We start from the raw sequence: 17,754 nt of genomic DNA, 5'->3' as shown, positions 1-17,754 counted from the left end.
ATGACCGCGACGGTATTGTTCTTGAGCCTGGTCGTATTGTTGATCCTGAACGTCCCTGTGGGCATCGCCATCGGTCTGTCCTGTGTGGTGACCATCCTGTCCTTCGGCACCCTGTCCGAGCTCTATGTGGCCCAGACCCTGGTGTCGGCCACCGACAGCTTCCCGATCATGGCCATACCGCTATTTATTCTGGCCGGCGACCTGATGGGGGCCGGCGGCGTGTCGCGGCGGATTCTCGGGGTGGCCTCGGCGTTCTTTGGTCGCTTCACTGGGGGCCTTGCCATCGTCACCGTGGTGGTGTGCATGTTCTTTGCCGCGGTATCGGGCTCGGGCCCGGCCACGGTTGCAGCGGTGGGGTCCATGGTGGTGCCGACCATGCTTGAGGCCGGCTACTCGAAGTCCTTCGTGCTGGCGCTGGTGGCGGCGGCCGGCAGTATCGGCGTGATCATTCCGCCTTCGATCCCGATGGTGCTGTACGGAGTCTCCACCGGCACCTCGATCTCCAACATGTTCCTTGGCGGTGTCCTGCCGGGGCTGTTGATTGGTCTGGTGCTGATCACCTACGCCTACTTCTATTCCCGCAAGATGGGCTGGAAGGGCGATGATACCCCCTTCGATGGGCGCAAGACCCTGTGCCTGGTGTGGGAGGCCAAGTGGGCGCTGCTCAATCCGGTGATCATCCTGGGGGGCATCTACGCGGGCATCTTCACTCCCACCGAGGCGGCGGCGGTGGCGGCGGTGTACGCCTTTGTCTGTGGGGTGTTCATCCATCGCGAGCTGTCGCCCCGGGATATCTTCAAGACCATCGCAGGGTCCTGCGCCACCACCGGCACGGTGATGGTGATCCTGGGCTGCGCCTCGACCTTCGCCCGCATCCTGACCATCGAGCAGATCCCGGTGGCAATCGCCGACTTCATGCTGCAGTTCTCGTCGAGCCCTGCGGTGTTGCTGCTGGTCATCCTGGTAATGCTGCTGCTGGTGGGCTGCGTCATGGATACCACACCGGCGATTCTGGTGCTGTCACCGATTCTCTATCCGGTGGCGACCTCCATGGGCATCGATCCAGTGCACTTCGGCATCGTCATGGTGGTCAGCCTGGCCATCGGCTTCATCACGCCACCGCTGGGGATCAATCTGTTCGTGGCCTCGCGCATCGGCAATGCCTCGCTTGGCACCGTGATCAAGGGCATTGTGCCCTTCGTGATCGTGATGATCCTGACCTTGCTGGTGATCGCCTACGTACCGCAGCTGTCGCTGGTATTGCTGTCGGTGTTCAATTGAGCGTGGCATCGTAAGTCGCACACGCTGTCCATCAACGCCTTTATCGCCCCCGTCTGCCGCTGCCGGCCAGGCCTCGGGAGACAGGGGCGATGCGCATGCCAAGGGGCAGCGGATGGCTGGCACATCGGGCGCTCCGGCCCTTGCCCAAGGTCTAGCGGTTGCCGCTGAGTTCGCCGTCTATGCTTCTCCTGTCGGGTCAGTGACCGCCAATGACAAGGAGATGCTCATGCTCGCCTCGTGCAGAACCGCCCTCGTTTTCACTACGTTCGCCACTATGCTTGCCCCGATGTCGCTTCTGGCTCAAACCGTCATGCAGGAGCACCGCATCAAGAGCTCTGCGGACGATGCCATCGAGCTCTATGTCAGGGAGCGTCTGCCTGATGGAGTGTCGCCCGCCGACCTGTCCGAGGCGGTGCTGTTTGTTCACGGTGCCACCTATCCCGGCATTTCCTTCGACACCGACCTGGCAGACGGCAAGAGCTGGATGGATCACACCGCGGAGGCAGGCTTTGCCACCTACTACCTTGATCAGCGGGGGTATGGCAATTCGACTCGGCCGGAGGTGATGGCGCAGCCCTCTGAAGACAACGCACCTTTCGCGCGGGCAGAGACGGTCATCGACGATATGGAGGGTGTCATCGATTTCATTCGCGAGCGCACTGGAGTCGACAGGGTCAATCTGGTGGGCTGGTCCTGGGGCACCGTCACCAGCGGCATGTACACGGCGCGTAACGATGAAAAGGTGGATCGCCTGGTGCTGTTCGCGCCGGTCTATAGCCATCGTAACCAGAACTGGACCAGCAGCCTGGCCGATGCGAATGATCCTGGCAAGTTGGCCGACGTGGGCGCCTACCGGACAGTGAATCGAGATCAGGCAGACCAGCGTTGGGCCAACCAGATCCCGCCCGAGGCACTTGAACAGTGGCGTGATCGGGCGGTTTTCGACAGCTGGTTCAACGAGATGCTGGCTATGGAGCCCGCCGAGGATTCCGACGTCGTCAAGGCGCCTAACGGCGTTCTGGTTGATCTGTGGGAGATCTTCAATGCGCGACCGATCTATGAGGCTTCGCGCATCAGCGTACCGACGCTGGTTATTCGCGGCGATGACGACCCTACGGCGACCGACGCTGATGCCAGAGGGCTTTTCGCAGAGCTGGCAGCTGAGGAAAAGCGCTATGTGGTGATTGGAGAGGGATCGCACTTTCTTAATCTGGAAAAGCATGCCCCTCAGCTATTTGCCGAGACATTACTGTTTCTCGGCGGTGGCGAAGGGCAGCCTTGACGACGGCGTGGCCTGGACGGGCGACGGATTAGCGGTCCAGATAGTTGCGATAGATACGCGCCATGCGCTTGCGGTCGCGGTAGCCCCTGAGTTGTTGCGTTTCCAGGTGGTGGGGACGCGCCTGTCCGTTGTCGTCGAACACAAAGGAGCGGCTGGCCCCCATGATGCCGGGGGCGGAGCTGTAGATGTACAGCACCAGCAACTCGAGCACGTAGTCGCTGTCTTCACCCTCACACAGGGTGTTGTCTTCGTCCTCGATGTCGGCGGCGCGTGCCCGGCGCACCAGACTATCGATTTCGCCGGCATCCAGGTGGGCGTTGGATGGCAGCGGACCCTGCAGCGTCCCCCTGGAGACGGAGGTTGGGGTTTCGCCGTTTTCGTCGGTATCCAGCTCCGACACGGTGCAGCGGCGTATTCCGCACTTCTCGTGCAGCCATACCTGGACGGTCTCGATATGGATGCCTTCGGCGCTCATGTTGCTGATCAGGCAGCGGCCTTGGGTGGACAAGCCCATCACCTGATTGATGACCACCTTGGGGCGCCGCTGGCGACGGAAGCCGGCGTAGAGCAACTGAGCGTAGAAGATCCAGACTGCCAAAGTGCCGAGGCTGGTCATGAATTGCAGAAAGGTACCGTGGCTGGAGATCCATTCCATGGGAGAGGTCCTTGTGGCAAAGAGGGGGAGTGAGATCGAGTCCATGATCTCCACGTACGACGCTGCTTTTATTGTGCAGGGTCGAGCATCTAGAAAGAGTGGGTCAGCGGTGACGGACTTGCAAGACGTGGGGAGGTGAAGGGGTGCGTGCAACGAAAAACGGCCACCGCTCTGATGAGCTAAGTGGCCGTCTTTACTAAATTCTTGGTCGGAGTAGCAGGATTCGAACCTACGACCTCTGCCTCCCGAAGGCAGCGCTCTACCAAGCTGAGCTATACTCCGATGTTTGAGGTGTGTCCCTCAACGGATGCGTAGTATACGGATCCGTGTGGATGATGCAACCCTCGCGAGCCCGAGTCAGCCACTTTTTTCCAGCTTCCCCGTCACTTGAGGGCACTTGCCCGGTGATTTTCAGGTCTTGCGTTCCACCGCCAGGCGGGCCAGTTCGGCCATGCTGTCGCGGTAGGGCGAGGGCGGCAGATGGTCGAGTTCGGCCAGGGCCTTGGCGGCCATCTCTTCGGCCTTCTGGCGGGTGTAGTCCAGTGCGCCGGTGGACTTGACGATGGCCAGCACCTCGTCGAGGTGGTCGAGTCCGCCCTTACGGATGGCGCGACGCACCAGGCGGGTCTGGTCGGGGGTGCCGGCGGCCATGGCCTGGATCAGCGGCAGGGTGGGCTTGCCTTCGGCCAGGTCGTCGCCGACGTTCTTGCCCATGGCCTTGGCGTCGCCCTCGTAGTCGAGCAGGTCGTCGACCAGCTGGAACGCCAGACCCAGGTAGCGTCCGTACAGCGCCAGCGCCTGTTCCTGGCGTTCGTCGGCGCCGGCCAGGATGGCGCCGCTGTGGGAGGCGGCCTCGAACAGCATCGCGGTCTTGCCGAGGATGGTGTCGAAGTAGGCGGCCTCGTCGGTGTCGGGATTGCCCACATTGGTCAGCTGCTGAACCTCGCCCTCGGCGATGGTGCAGGTGGCGGCGGACAGCACCTCCATGATGCGCATGGAGCCGACCTCGACCATCATCTGAAACGAGCGCGAATACAGAAAGTCGCCGACCAGCACCGAGGGCGCGTTGCCCCAGGCATCATTGGCGGTGGCCTTGCCGCGACGCATGTGCGACTCGTCGACCACGTCGTCATGCAACAGCGTCGAGGTGTGCATAAATTCGATCAGCGTCGCCAGGGTGATGTGACGATCGCCCTGATACTCCAGCGCGCGTGCCGCCAGCAGCACCAGCAGGGGACGCAGACGCTTGCCGCCGCTTTCGATGATGTACTGGCCGATGGTCTCCACCAGCGGGATGCGCGAGGCGAGCTGGTCGAGGATGGTCTGGTTGACGGCGGCGAAGTCGTCGGCGACCACCGCGTGAATCGGCGAAGGAGCTGCTGATGGTGACGGGGTGGCGTTGACTGACATGAAGGCGGCTTCGACTGGAGGTGAGGGAGGCCGTGGGCCTTGGGTTGCCGGTCATGCTATGGGCCGCCCATGGGGGCGTCAAGACGATTAGCGCCCGGCGGCGGCCTCGCGCGGGGTTTTTTCCGGTCTCGCCACTTGACGCTGGTTGTCGGGTTGTGCCCACGCGAGGGTGTCGCTATAATACGCGGCCCACTCATCCATGCTCCCTGTCAGATGGCTGCCAAAAGGGGCGCCACTCGAAGCAGGTCGATCAAGAGCCAACCCCGATGAGTTTCTGGAGAAACAGCATGTACGCAGTGATCAAGAGCGGTGGCAAGCAGTACCGCGTTCAGGAAGGCCAGACTCTCAAGCTCGAGAAACTGGAAATCCCCACCGGCGATACCGTCGAGTTCGACGAGGTTCTGCTGGTCGGCAACGATGACGACGTCACCGTTGGTGCCCCGCTGGTCGAGGGTGCCAAGGTCAGCGCCGAAATCGTCGCCCACGGCCGTGGCGAGAAGGTGACTATCATCAAGTTCCGTCGCCGCAAGCACAGCATGAAGCGTCAGGGCCACCGTCAGTGGTTCACCGAAGTTAAAATCACCGGAATTTCTGCCTAAATACGCCTCGCCCTCGGGCGAATGCGTAGCGGACTATTCCCTCAACGAGCGAGGACTTTGCAATGGCTCATAAGAAGGCAGCCGGCTCCACACGTAACGGTCGCGACAGTGAAAGCAAACGCCTTGGCGTCAAGCTGTTCGGCGGCCAGGCCGTGACCCCGGGTAACATCATCGTGCGTCAGCGTGGCACCCGTTTCCACGCCGGCACCGGTGTTGGCATCGGCAAGGACCACACCCTGTTCGCTCTGGACGAAGGCGTGGTCAAGTTCGAGACCAAGGGTCCGAAGAACCGTAAGTTCGTCAGCGTCGTCTCTGCCTGAGACCGCCCGAACGCCATGGGCCGCCGGCGAGCGTGACTCGCTTGCCGACAGGCCCCGGAAGGCCCCGCCAAGCGCGGGGCCTTCTTGTATCATGGTGGAAAGCATCCGCCAGGAGAGTGATAGATGCAGTTCGTCGACGAAGCCTCGATCATCGTGGAGGCAGGCAACGGAGGTAACGGTTGCCTGAGCTTCCGGCGCGAGAAGTACGTGCCCAAGGGCGGCCCGGATGGCGGCGATGGCGGCCATGGTGGCAGCGTCTACCTGATTGGTGACGATGCCCTCAATACGCTGATCGATTTCAAGTATCAGCGCTTCTACAAGGCGCAGAACGGCCAGCCCGGCCAGGGTCGCCAGATGAGCGGCCGCGCTGGCGAGGATCTCCACGTCAAGGTGCCCGTGGGTACCACGGTGATCGACGAGGATACCCTCGAGGTGATCGCCGACGTGACCGAGATCGGCCAGGTGGTGCAGGTGGCCCAGGGCGGCCGCCGTGGGCTCGGCAACATTCACTTCAAGTCCTCCACCAATCGGGCACCACGGCGTACCACGCCGGGCACCGAAGGTGAGCGGCGCAACCTGCGCCTGGAGATGAAGGTGATGGCCGATGTCGGTCTGCTGGGGCTGCCCAACGCCGGCAAGTCGACGCTGATCCGCTCGGTGTCGGCGGCCAAGCCCAAGGTGGCCAACTACCCCTTCACCACCCTGGTGCCGAACCTGGGGGTGGTAAAGCTCGGCATGCACGAGCACTTCGTCATGGCCGACGTGCCGGGGCTGATCGAGGGTGCTTCCGACGGTGCCGGCCTGGGGCTGCGCTTTCTCAAGCACCTGACGCGTACCCGCCTGCTGTTCCACGTAGTGGATGTGGCTCCGTTCGATGAGTCCGATCCAGTGGAAGCCGCCGAGGCGATCATCCATGAGCTGGGCGAGTTCTCGCCGACCCTGGCCGAGCGCCCGCGCTGGCTGGTGCTCAACAAGCTCGACCTGCTGCCCGAGGACGAGCGCGAGGCTGCCGCCGACGAGATCGTGCGTCGACTCGGCTGGGAAGGCCCGGTCTTTCGTATCTCGGCGATCTCCAACGTCGGCACCGAGGCACTGGTGCAGGCGGCCCATCGCTGGCTGACCGAGCAGCGCACCCTCGAGAACGAGGATGAAGAGGCCATGGAGCGCGAGCAGGAGATGCGCCGGCGCATGGAAGATGAGGCGGTGGCCAGGACAGAGGCGCGCCTGGGTCGTCGTCGCAAGCGTGACGAAGACGACGATGACGATCTCGATGACGACGACTACGACGTCGAGGTCGAATACGTTCAATAGCGGTCGTCAGGGGAGTCGACAGCCTCCCCGTTCGGCCAGAGCAGCGGGGCGAGAAAAGGATGCACAGCGGAGAGCGGGTCCCGGGGCGTGACGCCCTGTCCAGCGCGCGGCGGGTGGTGGTGAAGATTGGCAGCGCCCTGTTGACCAACGACGGGCGTGGCCTCGATGACCCCGCCATCGGTGGCTGGGTGGATCAGATCGCCGCCCTGGCGAGTCGCGGCATCGAGGTGGTGCTGGTGTCTTCCGGGGCCGTGGCGGCAGGCATGGTGCGTCTCGGCTGGCGGGCTCGCCCGTCATCGGTGCGAGAGCTCCAGGCCGCTGCGGCGGTGGGGCAGAACGTGCTGACCGAAACCTACGAGAATCACTTCGGTCGTCACGGCCTTGTGACCGCGCAGATTTTGCTGACCCACGACGATCTATCCAATCGCAAGCGTTACCTCAACGCGCGCTCGGCGCTGAGCACGCTGGTGGACCTCAAGGTGGTGCCGGTGATCAACGAAAACGACACCGTGGTCACCGACGAGATCCGCTTTGGCGACAACGATACCCTTGGCGCCCTGGTGGCTAACCTGCTCGAGGCCGATGCGCTGGTCATCCTGACCGATCAGGAGGGCTTGTTCGACGCCGACCCGCGCCATGACCCCAGCGCCCGGCTGATCGAGGAGGGGCGCGCCGACGATGCTCGTCTGGCGGCGGTGGCCGGCGGCGGCGGCGCCCTGGGGCGCGGTGGCATGACCACCAAGGTGCGCGCGGCGCGCCTGGCCGCGCGCAGCGGGGCGGTCACGGTGATCGCCAGCGGTCGCCAGCCCCGGGTACTGGAGCGGCTGGCCGATGGCGAGCGGCTGGGCACCCTGTTGACGCCGGACCGGGCCCCCATCGCTGCGCGCAAGCGCTGGCTGGCCGGCCAGCTGCAGGTGCGCGGCACCCTGACCCTGGACGCCGGCGCGGTACGGGTGCTGCGCGGCAGTGGCTCGTCGCTGTTGCCGGTGGGGGTCAAGGCCTCCTCGGGTGACTTCGCGCGCGGCGATATGGTGCTGTGCGTCGACGAGCAGGGCGAGCGGATCGCCAAGGGGCTGGTCAACTACAACGCCGAGGACGCACGCAAGATTCTCGGCCAGCCCAGCGGGCGCATCTGTGAGTTACTCGGCTATATGGAAGCGCCGGAGCTGATTCACCGCGACAATCTTGTGGTGCTGGCTTGATCCAGGTCGGTATCAGGCGCCTTGTTGCCCCCGGCGCCTCTCTTTAGGGATATGGTTCCCGTCTTTTCTCCGTGCTCTTATGCGCCGCCGACAGCAGCCGCTGTCGGCGGCGCATGCGCGACATCTGTCCTGTTGCGTGAGCCTTGAAGCTGAAGCGTGCCCTGGTGCGTGGTCTCAGCGGTCTTTGGAGAAGAGGGAGCGTTGTCGATGAAGTCTATTCTGGTAACGGGTGCTGGTTCCGGCGTCGGCTTTGAGGTCGTCAAACTGTTTTTGGAGAAGGGCTTCAAGGTCGGTGGCCTGGATATCAACGTCAAGGCGCTGAACGAGCTGCAGGCGCAAGGGCAGGCGAACCTGTTTGCCTACAAGTGCGATGTCTCCTGTCGTGCTGGTGTGCATGACGCCATCGAGCAGTTCGCCACCGTCTGCGGTGGAGTGATCGATGTCGTCCACTCCAATGCCGGGATTCAGGCGAGTGGCCTGTTCAAGGACGTCGAGCTCGAAAAGTACGAGATGATGAACCTGATCAATGCCATGGGCACGATCTACATCATCAAGGAGGCGCTGCCCTACGTGATGGCGTCCGAGGCAGGCGCCATCCTGCTGACGTCGTCGGCGTCGGCGATCACCGGGCTGCCGATGTTCAGCGTGTACGGGGCGACCAAGTCCTTCGTGACGTCGCTGGGCGAGTCGCTGAGTATCGAGCTGGAATCCGATGGCATCTATGTAGGGATCATCGAACCCGGCCTGATCAATACACCGATGAACTCCAACAATCCTGACTCCATGGTGTGCACGGAGCAGGAGATTACTCTGGGCCCGAAGGAAGTGGCGGAGGCCGCCTACCAGGCGATCAGCACTCGCCGTCAGCTCTACTGGCACGTGGGCGAAGAGGCTCATGATCTGGCGGAGGCGATCCAGGGGCTGCGGCTGCAGGAGCGTCAGCGCTTCGTCAAGCAGATGATCCAGTCGAAGCTGAAGTGATTCGAGTGGCGATGGCGGCGGCAACGTCTGCGGTGACCTGAGGCGCCCGTGGCGTCGTGACAAGTGGCGCGATGACCGGTGCGGTGGCCGCCGCTGGCCGGGCACAAGGTCGGTGGAGTGAGCCAGGCGCGCCAGGCCCTAAAAGGCTGGCGCGCAGTACCTTGACATGATAGGATGCGCCATCCTCTCAGACACGGCCCGTAACGATTGCCTCGCGACAGTGCTTGCGATGGCGGTCGGCCAGATGGCCAGGCCGACGGGGATTTTTTTATTTCCCTGTTGGATCAATACGTTATCAAGTCATCGTGCGACGGTGACGACAACTTTCTCCAAGGAGACAGTCAGTGGCTAACAGCAAGCAAGCCCGTAAGCGCGCCCGTCAGGCAGAATCTCGTCGTGTCCTGAAGGCAGGCCAGCGCAGCATGGTCCGCACTTACGTCAAGCGCGTGATCAAGGCGATCAACAGCGGCGACCACGCTCAGGCAATGGACGCCTTCAAGGCGGCGCAGCCGGTCATCGACCGCATCGCCGACAAGGACACCCTGTCCAAGAAGAAGGCCGCTCGCATCAAGAGCCGTCTGAACAAGCGCATCAAGGCGCTGGCTGCGTAAGCCGGTCCCGCGCTTTCGGCGTGACGCGGATGCGTCCGTGTCGCGCACGCGAAAAACCGGCTACGGCCGGTTTTTTTGTGCCTGCCAATTGATGACCCGCGGCGCCCCGGTGCCCCTTCGTCGCCCTTCTCCGGGCGATGGAGAGCCACAGGGCGGGGAATGTCAGTGGGACAAGAGGGCCGGACAAACGAGCCGGGAATTGAGCAGGGAACCCGCAAGCAAGGAATCAGTGACGTGACCGACGAGCGTCGACAGCAGGCCTCGGATGAGGACATTGATCAGGCCCTGGAGCAGGGAGCGGGCACCTCGGTGGGGGGCGCCAAGGCGCCCGTGCGTCGGGGCCTGATGCGCTCTGGGTTGGTGGTCAGCAGCATGACCATGCTGTCCCGGGTGCTGGGGCTGGTGCGCGACGTGGTGATCGCCACCCTGCTGGGTGCAGGACAGGGCGCCGACGCCTTCTTCGTGGCCTTCAAGATCCCGAACTTCATGCGTCGGCTGTTCGCCGAGGGCGCCTTCAATCAGGCCTTCGTGCCGGTGCTGTCGGAGTACTCGACCACCCGCACCCGCGAAGAGATACGCGAACTGCTCAATGCGGTGTGCGGTAGCCTGGCGGCGGTGCTGGCGCTGATCACCGCCCTGGCTATCGTCGCCGCGCCCTGGTTGACCTGGGTGTTTGCTCCTGGCTTTGCGCGAGATCCCGACAAGCTCGCGCTGACCACCGACATGCTTCGGCTGACGTTCCCGTATCTGCTGTTGATCTCGCTGACCGCCTTCGCCGGCAGCGTGCTCAATACCTGGAATCGCTTCGCGGTACCGGCCTTCACCCCGGTGCTGCTGAACCTGTCGCTGATCGGTGCGGCGCTGGTGCTGACGCCGATGATGAGCGAGCCGGCCATGGCGCTGGCCTGGGGCGTGCTGATCGCCGGTGCCGCGCAACTGCTGTTTCAGGTGCCCTTTCTGGTGAGGCTCGGGCTGATGCCCCGGCCCTGGCCCAACTTCGTTCACGAGGGTGTGCGGCGCATCCTTCGACTGATGGTGCCGGCGTTGTTCGGAGTCTCGGTGTCGCAGATCAACCTGCTGCTGGATACCATCCTGGCCTCGCTGCTGGCGGCGGGCAGCGTGTCCTGGCTCTACTATTCCGACCGCCTGGTGGAGCTGCCACTGGGGGTGTTCGGCGTGGCCATCGGTACGGTGATCCTGCCGGCGCTGTCGCGGCGCCACGCCGAGGCCTCCACTGAGCACTTCAGCCAGATGCTGGACTGGGCGCTGCGAGCGGTGCTGCTGCTGGGGCTGCCAGCGGCGCTGGCGCTGGCGCTGCTGGCCGAACCGCTGTTGATCACGCTGTTCCACTACGGCGCCATGACCGACAACGATATCGTGATGGCGGCGATGAGCCTGCGTGCCTATGCCCTCGGCCTGGTCGCCTTCATGCTGATCAAGGTGCTGGCGCCGGGGTTCTTTGCCCGCCAGGACACCAAGACGCCGGTCAAGGTCGGTATCATCGCGATGGTCGCCAATATGGTGTTCAACCTGATCCTGATCTGGCCACTGGCCCACGCCGGGCTGGCGCTGGCCACCGCGCTGTCGGCCTTCCTCAATGCCGGGATGCTGGCCTGGCTGCTGCGCCGGCAGGGCGTGCTGCGCTTCCAGCCCGGCTGGGGGCGCTTTGCCGTGCAGCTTGGAGGCGGCTGTGTGGCCATGGGCCTGGTGCTTGTGTTGCTGGCGCCGGAGTGGCACCAGTGGCTCGGCTGGGGGCTCATGCCTCGTGTGCTGTGGATGGCGGCGCTGGTGGCGGCCGGCGGACTTGCGTACTTCGCCTGGCTGGGGCTGACAGGAGTCAGAGTCCGCCAGTTCCGGCTCAAGGGTTAGGGCTGGGGTTTGTCAGAAAGCTGTCTGCCCACCCAGACGCCTTCAGACGGTGGGAAGACGCGGCGCCCCGCACTTCGCTATAATCGACTCCCTTTAGGTTCGGTGTGACCCGACTCATGGAAGTAATTCGAGGCCTGCACAATCTGCGCGAGGAGCACCGTGGCACGGTGGCGACCATCGGCAACTTCGATGGGGTGCACCTGGGCCATCGGGCGATCCTTGAGCAGTGCCACGCCGAGGCGGCGCGCAGCGGACTGCCGGTGACCGTGGTGGTGTTCGAACCCCAGCCGCGCGAGTACTTTGCCGGCGACCAGGCGCCACCGCGCCTGACGCGGTTGCGCGACAAGGTCGGCCTGCTCAAGGAGTGCGGCGTCGATCGGGTGCTGTGTCTGCCGTTCAATGAATCGCTGCGCCAGCTGACGGCGGCAGAATTCATCGAACGGGTGCTGCTGGAGGGGCTCGGCGTACGCCATCTGGTGGTGGGCGACGACTTCCGCTTCGGTTGCGATCGTCGCGGTGATTTCGCCCTGCTGACCGAAGCCGGCCGCAGCAGCGGCTTCAGCGTCGAACACACCCTGACCTTTCGCATCGACGATGATCGAGTGTCGAGCACACGGGTGCGCACCCTGCTGGCCTGTGGCAACTTCGAGGCGGCGGCGCGCCTGCTGGGTCGGCCTTACCGCGTCAGCGGTCGGGTGGTGCGTGACCAGCAGCGCGGGCGCACCATCGGCGTGCCCACCGCCAACCTGCCGCTGCTGCCGGGTCCGCTGGTGCTGCGCGGTGTCTATGCGGCGACGGTGGAGATCCACGACGGCAGCGATGGCGAGGCGTCCCAGCGTCATCCCGCGGTGGTCAATATCGGCTGGCGGCCCACGGTAGGGTCGCCGCGTCCGGTGCTGGAGGCGCATCTGCTGGACATGCAGGCAGACCTGTATGGCAAACGCCTGACGGTGGTGCCCTGCGCCAAGCTGCGCGGTGAAGAGACCTTCGCGGACTTCGCCGCGCTGAAGACCCAGATATATGCCGACATCGACCGGGCGCGAGCAGTCTTTGCCCGGGACCCTGACGGCCCACGACCCTATCCTCTGGCATCGGCGCCACGTGCGCGCGAGGCCGCAACCCAGGATTCCCCGGCGGGGCAGGCCCCCGCCGATCATGACGACGGCTGACCCCAGGACTATGAGCGACTACAAGCACACTCTGAATCTGCCAGAAACCGAATTCCCCATGCGCGGCATGCTCCCCAAGCGCGAGCCGGCGCGGGTCGAGCAGTGGCAGAAGCTGGACATTTACCAGCGCTTGCGCGAAGCACGCCAGGGCCAGGAGGTCTTCGTGCTGCACGATGGCCCTCCCTACGCCAACGGCAGCATTCACATCGGTCACGCCGTCAACAAGATCCTCAAGGACATCATCGTCAAGTCGAAGAACCTGGCCGGCTTCGATGCACCCTACGTGCCGGGCTGGGACTGCCACGGGCTACCCATCGAGCACAAGGTGGAGACCACTCATGGCAAGCACCTGGAGCCTGAAAAGGCCCGGGCGCTGTGTCGCGAGTACGCCGACGAGCAGGTCAAGGGCCAGCTTCAGGACTTCGTGCGTCTGGGCGTGGTCGGCGACTGGGACAATCCCTACCGCTCCATGGAGTACGCCAACGAGGGTGGCGAGATCCGTGCCCTGGCCGACATGGTCAAGGGCGGCTACGTGTTCAAGGGACTCAAGCCGGTCAACTGGTGCTTCGACTGTGGTTCGGCCCTGGCCGAGGCCGAGGTCGAGTACGCCGACAAGAAGTCCGACGCCATCGATGTGGCCTTCACCTGCGCAGACGACGCCAAGCTGGCCACCGCCTTCGGTCTGGACAGCCTGCCCAAGCCGGCGGCGGTGGTCATCTGGACCACCACCCCCTGGACCATCCCGGCCAACCAGGCGCTGAATGTCCATCCGGAGTTCAACTACGCCCTGGTCGACACCGGCGAGCGGCTGTTGCTGCTGGCCGAGGAACTGGTCGAGAGCTGCCTCGAGCGCTTCGGCCTGAGCGGTGAGGTCATCGCCACGGCGCGTGGCGAACGGCTGGAGCTGATCGAGTTCCATCATCCGCTGTATGAGCGTACCGCGCCGATGTATCTCGCCGACTACGTGACCAGCGACGAGGGCAGCACCGGCATCGTCCACTCGGCGCCGGTTCATGGCGTCGATGACTTTGACTCCTGCCGTCGCTACGGCATGGACTTCAGTGACTTCATCAGCGTGGTCAAGGGCGACGGCGTCTACGTCGACGACCTGCCGCTGTTCGGTGGCATGCTGATCTGGAAGGCCAACCCCAAGATCGTCGAAGCACTGTCCGAGGCCGGCGCGCTGATGGCTCACAAGACCATCACCCACAGCTACATGCACTGCTGGCGTCACAAGACCCCGGTGATCTACCGGGCCACCGCCCAGTGGTTCGTCGGCATGGACATCCCTGGCCATGACGGTCGCACCCTGCGCGAAAGCGCGCTCGAAGGGATCGAGGCAACCGAGTTCACCCCGGGCTGGGGCAAGGCGCGGCTGCACAGCATGATCGCCAACCGCCCGGACTGGTGCATCTCGCGTCAGCGCAACTGGGGCGTGCCGATCCCGTTCTTCCTGCACAAGGAAAGCGGCGAGCTGCACCCGCAGACCGTGGAGCTGACCGAGAAGGTCGCCGACCTGGTCGACCGTGACGGCATCGACGCCTGGTTCCGCCTGGACCCGGCCGAGCTTCTGGGCGAAGAGGCCAGTCAGTACGACAAGGTCACCGATACCCTGGACGTGTGGTTCGACTCCGGCACCACCCACCGCCACGTGCTGCGCGGCTCGCACCCCCACGGCCATCAGAGCGGCCCGCGTGCCGATCTGTACCTGGAGGGCTCGGACCAGCACCGCGGCTGGTTCCACTCGTCGCTGCTGACCGGCTGCGCCATCGACGGTCACCCGCCGTACCGGGGCCTGTTGACCCACGGCTTCACCGTCGACGCCCAGGGCCGCAAGATGTCCAAGTCCATGGGCAACGTGGTGGCCCCGCAGGAGGTAATGGACAAGCTCGGCGCCGATATCCTGCGTCTATGGGTGGCCTCCACCGACTATTCCGGCGAGATGGCGGTGTCCGACGAGATCCTCAAGCGCACCGCCGACGTTTACCGGCGTATCCGCAACACCGCGCGCTTCCTGCTGGCGAACCTCAACGGCTTCGACCCCGAGCGTGACGCCCTGGCCTTCGACGACATGCTGGCGCTGGACCAGTGGGTGGTGGACCGTGCCGCGCAGCTTCAGGCACGCATCGAGACGGCCTACGACGAGTACCGCTTCCTCGACGTCTACCAGCAGGTGCACGGCTTCTGCGCGCGGGAACTGGGTGGCTTCTACCTGGACGTGATCAAGGATCGCCAGTACACCACCCAGTCCGACTCCCAGGCTCGTCGCAGCGCCCAGACCGCGCTCTATCACGTGGTCCAGGCGCTGGTGCGCTGGGTCGCACCGATCCTGTCGTTCACCGCCGAGGAGATCTTCGAGAACATCCCCGGCGAGAAAGGCCTGGCCGAAGGCCGCAGCGTGCTGCTGGAGACCTACTACACTGGCCTGTCCACCCTCAGCGACGACGCCAGCATGGGCCGTGACTTCTGGGAGCGAGTGCTGACGGTCAAGCAGGCGGTCAACAAGTGCCTGGAAGACGCCCGCAACGCCAAGACCATCAAGGGCAGCCTGGCCGCCGAGGTGACCCTGCACGTCAGCGACGAGCTTGACGAACTGCTCTCGCGCCTGGGCGACGAGCTGCGCTTCGTGATGCTGACCAGCGAGGTCCACCTGGCGCCGCTCGACCAAGGAGTCGATGCCGCCGAGACCGACGTCGAAGGGCTCAAGGTGGCGGTGCGCGCCAGCGACAACGCCAAGTGCGAGCGCTGCTGGCACCATCGCCCCGAGGTGGGCTCGCTGCCCGAGCACCCGGACCTGTGTTCGCGCTGCGTCAGCAACCTGCCGGACGGTCCGGGTGAGGTGCGTCACTATGCCTGACGCCACGGATTCCACGACCAAGGAGGGTGACGGGCACATGAGTTCACAGGTGGAACCGATGCGCCAGCCGCTGCGCTGGTGGTGGCTGGCGCTGGCCTGGGTCGTGCTCGATCTGGGCACCAAGGCACTGATGAGCCAGACGCTGACCTACGCCACGCCGGTGGAGGTGCTGCCGTTCTTCAATCTGACGCTTTTGCACAATACCGGGGCGGCCTTCAGTTTCCTGGCCGATCACCCCGGTTGGCAGCGCTGGCTGTTCGCCGCCATCGCGGTGGCGGCCACCGTCGGCCTGACGATCTGGATGCGTCGCCTGCGGCGTGACGAGAAGCTGCTGGGGGCGTGTCTCGCGCTGATCATCGGCGGCGCCCTGGGCAACCTCTATGACCGCCTGGTGCACGGCTACGTGGTGGACTTTCTGTCGTTTCACGCGGCGGGCTGGTACTACCCGGCGTTCAACGTGGCGGATATCGGCATTACCCTGGGCGCCATCGGCCTGATCTGGGAGTCGATCTTCGGCGAGCGCCGCCGCGCCCGGCGCGGCTAATTATCTGTTGCCGGCAGCGACGTATCGGTCCCTGCCGGTCCGTCACTCTTTCGGAGATCCCAATGAGCGACTACCGTATCGACGAGGGCATGGAAGTCACCCTTCACTTCACCCTCAAGCTGGAAGATGGCACCGTGGTGGACTCCACCCGGGACAAGGCCCCGGCGACCTTTCAACTGGGCGATGGCAACCTGCCGCCCGGGTTCGAGCAGCCGTTGAAGGGTATGACCGACGGCGACAGCGGCAGCTTCGAGGTCAGTCCCGAGCACGCCTTCGGTCAGCACAACCCGCAAAACATCCAGCGCATGAAGCGTGAGGTGTTCAACGGCGACGAGCCGGAGGTCGGCACCGTGATGTCCTTTGCCGATGCCAACGGCGACGAATTGCCCGGGGTGGTCACCGAGATCGACGGCGACATGGTGGAAGTGGACTTCAATCATCCGCTGGCCGGGCGCACCCTGACCTTTGAGGTCGAGGTGCTGGGCGTCAAGCCCGCCACCACCCACTAGGCGATTCACGTCCCCGGTGTGCCGGTAAGGCGCAGTACGTGATGACCACGCGAATCATCCGCTCAACCAGGTGCCAAGACGGCACCGAGGCAAGGCAAACCATGCAAATCAAGCTGGCCAACCCGCGCGGCTTCTGCGCCGGCGTCGACCGGGCCATCGACATCGTCAACAGCGCGCTGGACGTGTTCGGGCCGCCCATTTACGTGCGTCACGAGGTGGTCCACAACCGCTTCGTGGTCGATAGCCTGCGCGAGCGTGGGGCGATCTTCGTCGAGGAACTCCACGAGGTTCCCGATGACGTCATCGTGATCTTCTCTGCCCACGGGGTGTCCCGGGCGGTGCAGGAGGAGGCCGAGCGGCGCGGGCTCAAGGTCTTCGACGCCACCTGCCCGCTGGTGACCAAGGTGCATATGGAAGTGCTGCGCTACGCTCGCCGTGGCCAGGAGTGCATCCTGATCGGGCATGAAGGGCATCCCGAGGTCGAAGGCACCATGGGGCGTTACGACACCTCCCACGGTGGCCAGATCTACCTGGTCGAGGACGAAAAGGACGTGGCCCGTCTGGAGGTCAAGGACCCCAGTCGGCTGGCCTTTGTCACCCAGACGACCCTGTCCATGGACGATACCGCTCGGGTGATCGATGCCCTGCGCGCCACCTTCCCCGACATCCAGGGGCCGCGCAAGGACGATATCTGCTACGCCACCCAGAACCGCCAGGACGCGGTGCGCGAACTGGCGGCGGGCTCCGACCTGGTACTGGTGGTGGGAAGCCCCAACAGCTCCAACTCCAATCGCCTGCGCGAGCTGTCCGAGCGAGTGGGCACCCCGGCCTACCTGATCGACAGTGCCGAGCAGATCGATCCGGCTTGGCTTGCGAATATCGGCGCGGTCGGCGTGACCGCCGGGGCCAGCGCCCCGGAGGTACTGGTCAAGGGGGTCATCGACCGCCTGACCGAGCTGGGTGCAGAGGCCCCCGAGGAACTAGCCGGCCGAGAGGAAACCATCACCTTCTCGATGCCGCGTGAACTGCGCGAGCGGGTGATCGTCAGCGACTGATGCCACCAGACGATTGCCGTGCAGGCATTCCACCGTTCGTTTTTCCAGTGCAGCATCTCGACGCCGCCCCCAAGGGCGGCGTCCTTGTTTTCAGGCGTA

Annotated in this window: 16 protein-coding genes and 1 tRNA gene; 14 read left to right on the top strand and 3 right to left on the bottom strand. The window is 64.5% G+C overall.

Translation table 11 applies throughout. The features are described 5' to 3' along the window. Both KUV74_RS18550 and KUV74_RS18545 read left to right on the top strand, forming a co-directional pair. Window positions 1-1,281 carry a TRAP transporter large permease gene (locus tag KUV74_RS18550; RefSeq protein WP_108133517.1) on the top strand — a complete coding sequence of 427 codons (1,281 nt, stop codon included), beginning with the start codon at window positions 1-3 and terminating at the stop codon, window positions 1,279-1,281. A 112-nt stretch (window positions 1,282-1,393) separates the two neighbouring features. Next, window positions 1,394-2,563: an alpha/beta hydrolase gene (locus tag KUV74_RS18545; RefSeq protein WP_222517065.1), complete on the top strand. Its 1,170-nt coding sequence runs from the start codon at window positions 1,394-1,396 to the stop codon at window positions 2,561-2,563. A gap of 28 nt (window positions 2,564-2,591) precedes the next feature. Here the strand turns inward: KUV74_RS18545 and KUV74_RS18540 are convergent, their stop codons facing one another. From KUV74_RS18540 to ispB, 3 genes are all read right to left on the bottom strand, one after another. After that, window positions 2,592-3,218 carry a hypothetical protein gene (locus KUV74_RS18540; protein ID WP_222517064.1) on the bottom strand — a complete coding sequence of 209 codons (627 nt, stop codon included), beginning with the start codon at window positions 3,216-3,218 and terminating at the stop codon, window positions 2,592-2,594. 205 nt (window positions 3,219-3,423) lie between these two features. Further along, window positions 3,424-3,500, bottom strand: a tRNA-Pro gene (locus tag KUV74_RS18535). Window positions 3,501-3,629: 129 nt separating this feature from the next. Beyond that, on the bottom strand, window positions 3,630-4,628 hold the full coding sequence (gene ispB / locus KUV74_RS18530; protein WP_045994438.1) for an octaprenyl diphosphate synthase: 999 nt from the start codon (window positions 4,626-4,628) through the stop codon (window positions 3,630-3,632). 287 nt (window positions 4,629-4,915) lie between these two features. On the opposite strand from ispB, the gene rplU reads away from it, so the two are divergent. From rplU to ispH, 12 genes are all read left to right on the top strand, one after another. Further along, window positions 4,916-5,227, top strand: a complete 312-nt coding sequence (gene rplU, locus KUV74_RS18525) for a 50S ribosomal protein L21 (RefSeq protein ID WP_045994439.1) — start codon at window positions 4,916-4,918, stop codon at window positions 5,225-5,227. Window positions 5,228-5,289: 62 nt separating this feature from the next. Then, window positions 5,290-5,547 carry a 50S ribosomal protein L27 gene (gene rpmA / locus KUV74_RS18520; RefSeq protein ID WP_045994440.1) on the top strand — a complete coding sequence of 86 codons (258 nt, stop codon included), beginning with the start codon at window positions 5,290-5,292 and terminating at the stop codon, window positions 5,545-5,547. 123 nt (window positions 5,548-5,670) lie between these two features. Next, on the top strand, window positions 5,671-6,858 hold the full coding sequence (gene cgtA / locus KUV74_RS18515; protein ID WP_108133520.1) for an Obg family GTPase CgtA: 1,188 nt from the start codon (window positions 5,671-5,673) through the stop codon (window positions 6,856-6,858). Between the two features lie 59 nt (window positions 6,859-6,917). Then, window positions 6,918-8,060 (top strand): glutamate 5-kinase, encoded by a 1,143-nt coding sequence (gene proB / locus KUV74_RS18510; protein WP_108133521.1) that lies wholly within the window; start codon window positions 6,918-6,920, stop codon window positions 8,058-8,060. Between the two features lie 207 nt (window positions 8,061-8,267). Next, window positions 8,268-9,041 carry an SDR family NAD(P)-dependent oxidoreductase gene (locus tag KUV74_RS18505; protein WP_108449256.1) on the top strand — a complete coding sequence of 258 codons (774 nt, stop codon included), beginning with the start codon at window positions 8,268-8,270 and terminating at the stop codon, window positions 9,039-9,041. A 344-nt stretch (window positions 9,042-9,385) separates the two neighbouring features. Next, window positions 9,386-9,652: a 30S ribosomal protein S20 gene (gene rpsT, locus KUV74_RS18500; protein ID WP_045994444.1), complete on the top strand. Its 267-nt coding sequence runs from the start codon at window positions 9,386-9,388 to the stop codon at window positions 9,650-9,652. 345 nt (window positions 9,653-9,997) lie between these two features. Beyond that, the gene (gene murJ, locus KUV74_RS18495; protein WP_222517140.1) at window positions 9,998-11,521 is read left to right on the top strand and encodes a murein biosynthesis integral membrane protein MurJ; all 1,524 of its coding nucleotides are present in this window, start codon (window positions 9,998-10,000) and stop codon (window positions 11,519-11,521) included. Between the two features lie 116 nt (window positions 11,522-11,637). Next, the gene (ribF, locus tag KUV74_RS18490) at window positions 11,638-12,690 is read left to right on the top strand and encodes a bifunctional riboflavin kinase/FAD synthetase (RefSeq protein ID WP_108133523.1); all 1,053 of its coding nucleotides are present in this window, start codon (window positions 11,638-11,640) and stop codon (window positions 12,688-12,690) included. Between the two features lie 10 nt (window positions 12,691-12,700). Further along, window positions 12,701-15,547: an isoleucine--tRNA ligase gene (gene ileS / locus KUV74_RS18485; RefSeq protein ID WP_222517063.1), complete on the top strand. Its 2,847-nt coding sequence runs from the start codon at window positions 12,701-12,703 to the stop codon at window positions 15,545-15,547. Window positions 15,548-15,584: 37 nt separating this feature from the next. Further along, a complete protein-coding gene (gene lspA / locus KUV74_RS18480) occupies window positions 15,585-16,091 on the top strand; it encodes a signal peptidase II (protein WP_231498700.1) in 507 nt (168 codons plus the stop codon). 62 nt (window positions 16,092-16,153) lie between these two features. Beyond that, window positions 16,154-16,600, top strand: a complete 447-nt coding sequence (gene fkpB / locus KUV74_RS18475; RefSeq protein WP_045994447.1) for an FKBP-type peptidyl-prolyl cis-trans isomerase — start codon at window positions 16,154-16,156, stop codon at window positions 16,598-16,600. Between the two features lie 101 nt (window positions 16,601-16,701). Further along, window positions 16,702-17,655, top strand: coding sequence for a 4-hydroxy-3-methylbut-2-enyl diphosphate reductase (ispH, locus tag KUV74_RS18470; RefSeq protein ID WP_185696479.1), 954 nt, complete (start codon window positions 16,702-16,704; stop codon window positions 17,653-17,655). Window positions 17,656-17,754: the final 99 nt, after the last annotated feature.

This window comes from Halomonas sp. DP1Y21-3 (assembly GCF_019801245.1).
GTDB lineage: Bacteria > Pseudomonadota > Gammaproteobacteria > Pseudomonadales > Halomonadaceae > Halomonas > Halomonas litopenaei.
Note: the sequence above shows the minus strand (reverse complement) of the source record. Positions and strands in the feature narration are given on the sequence as shown.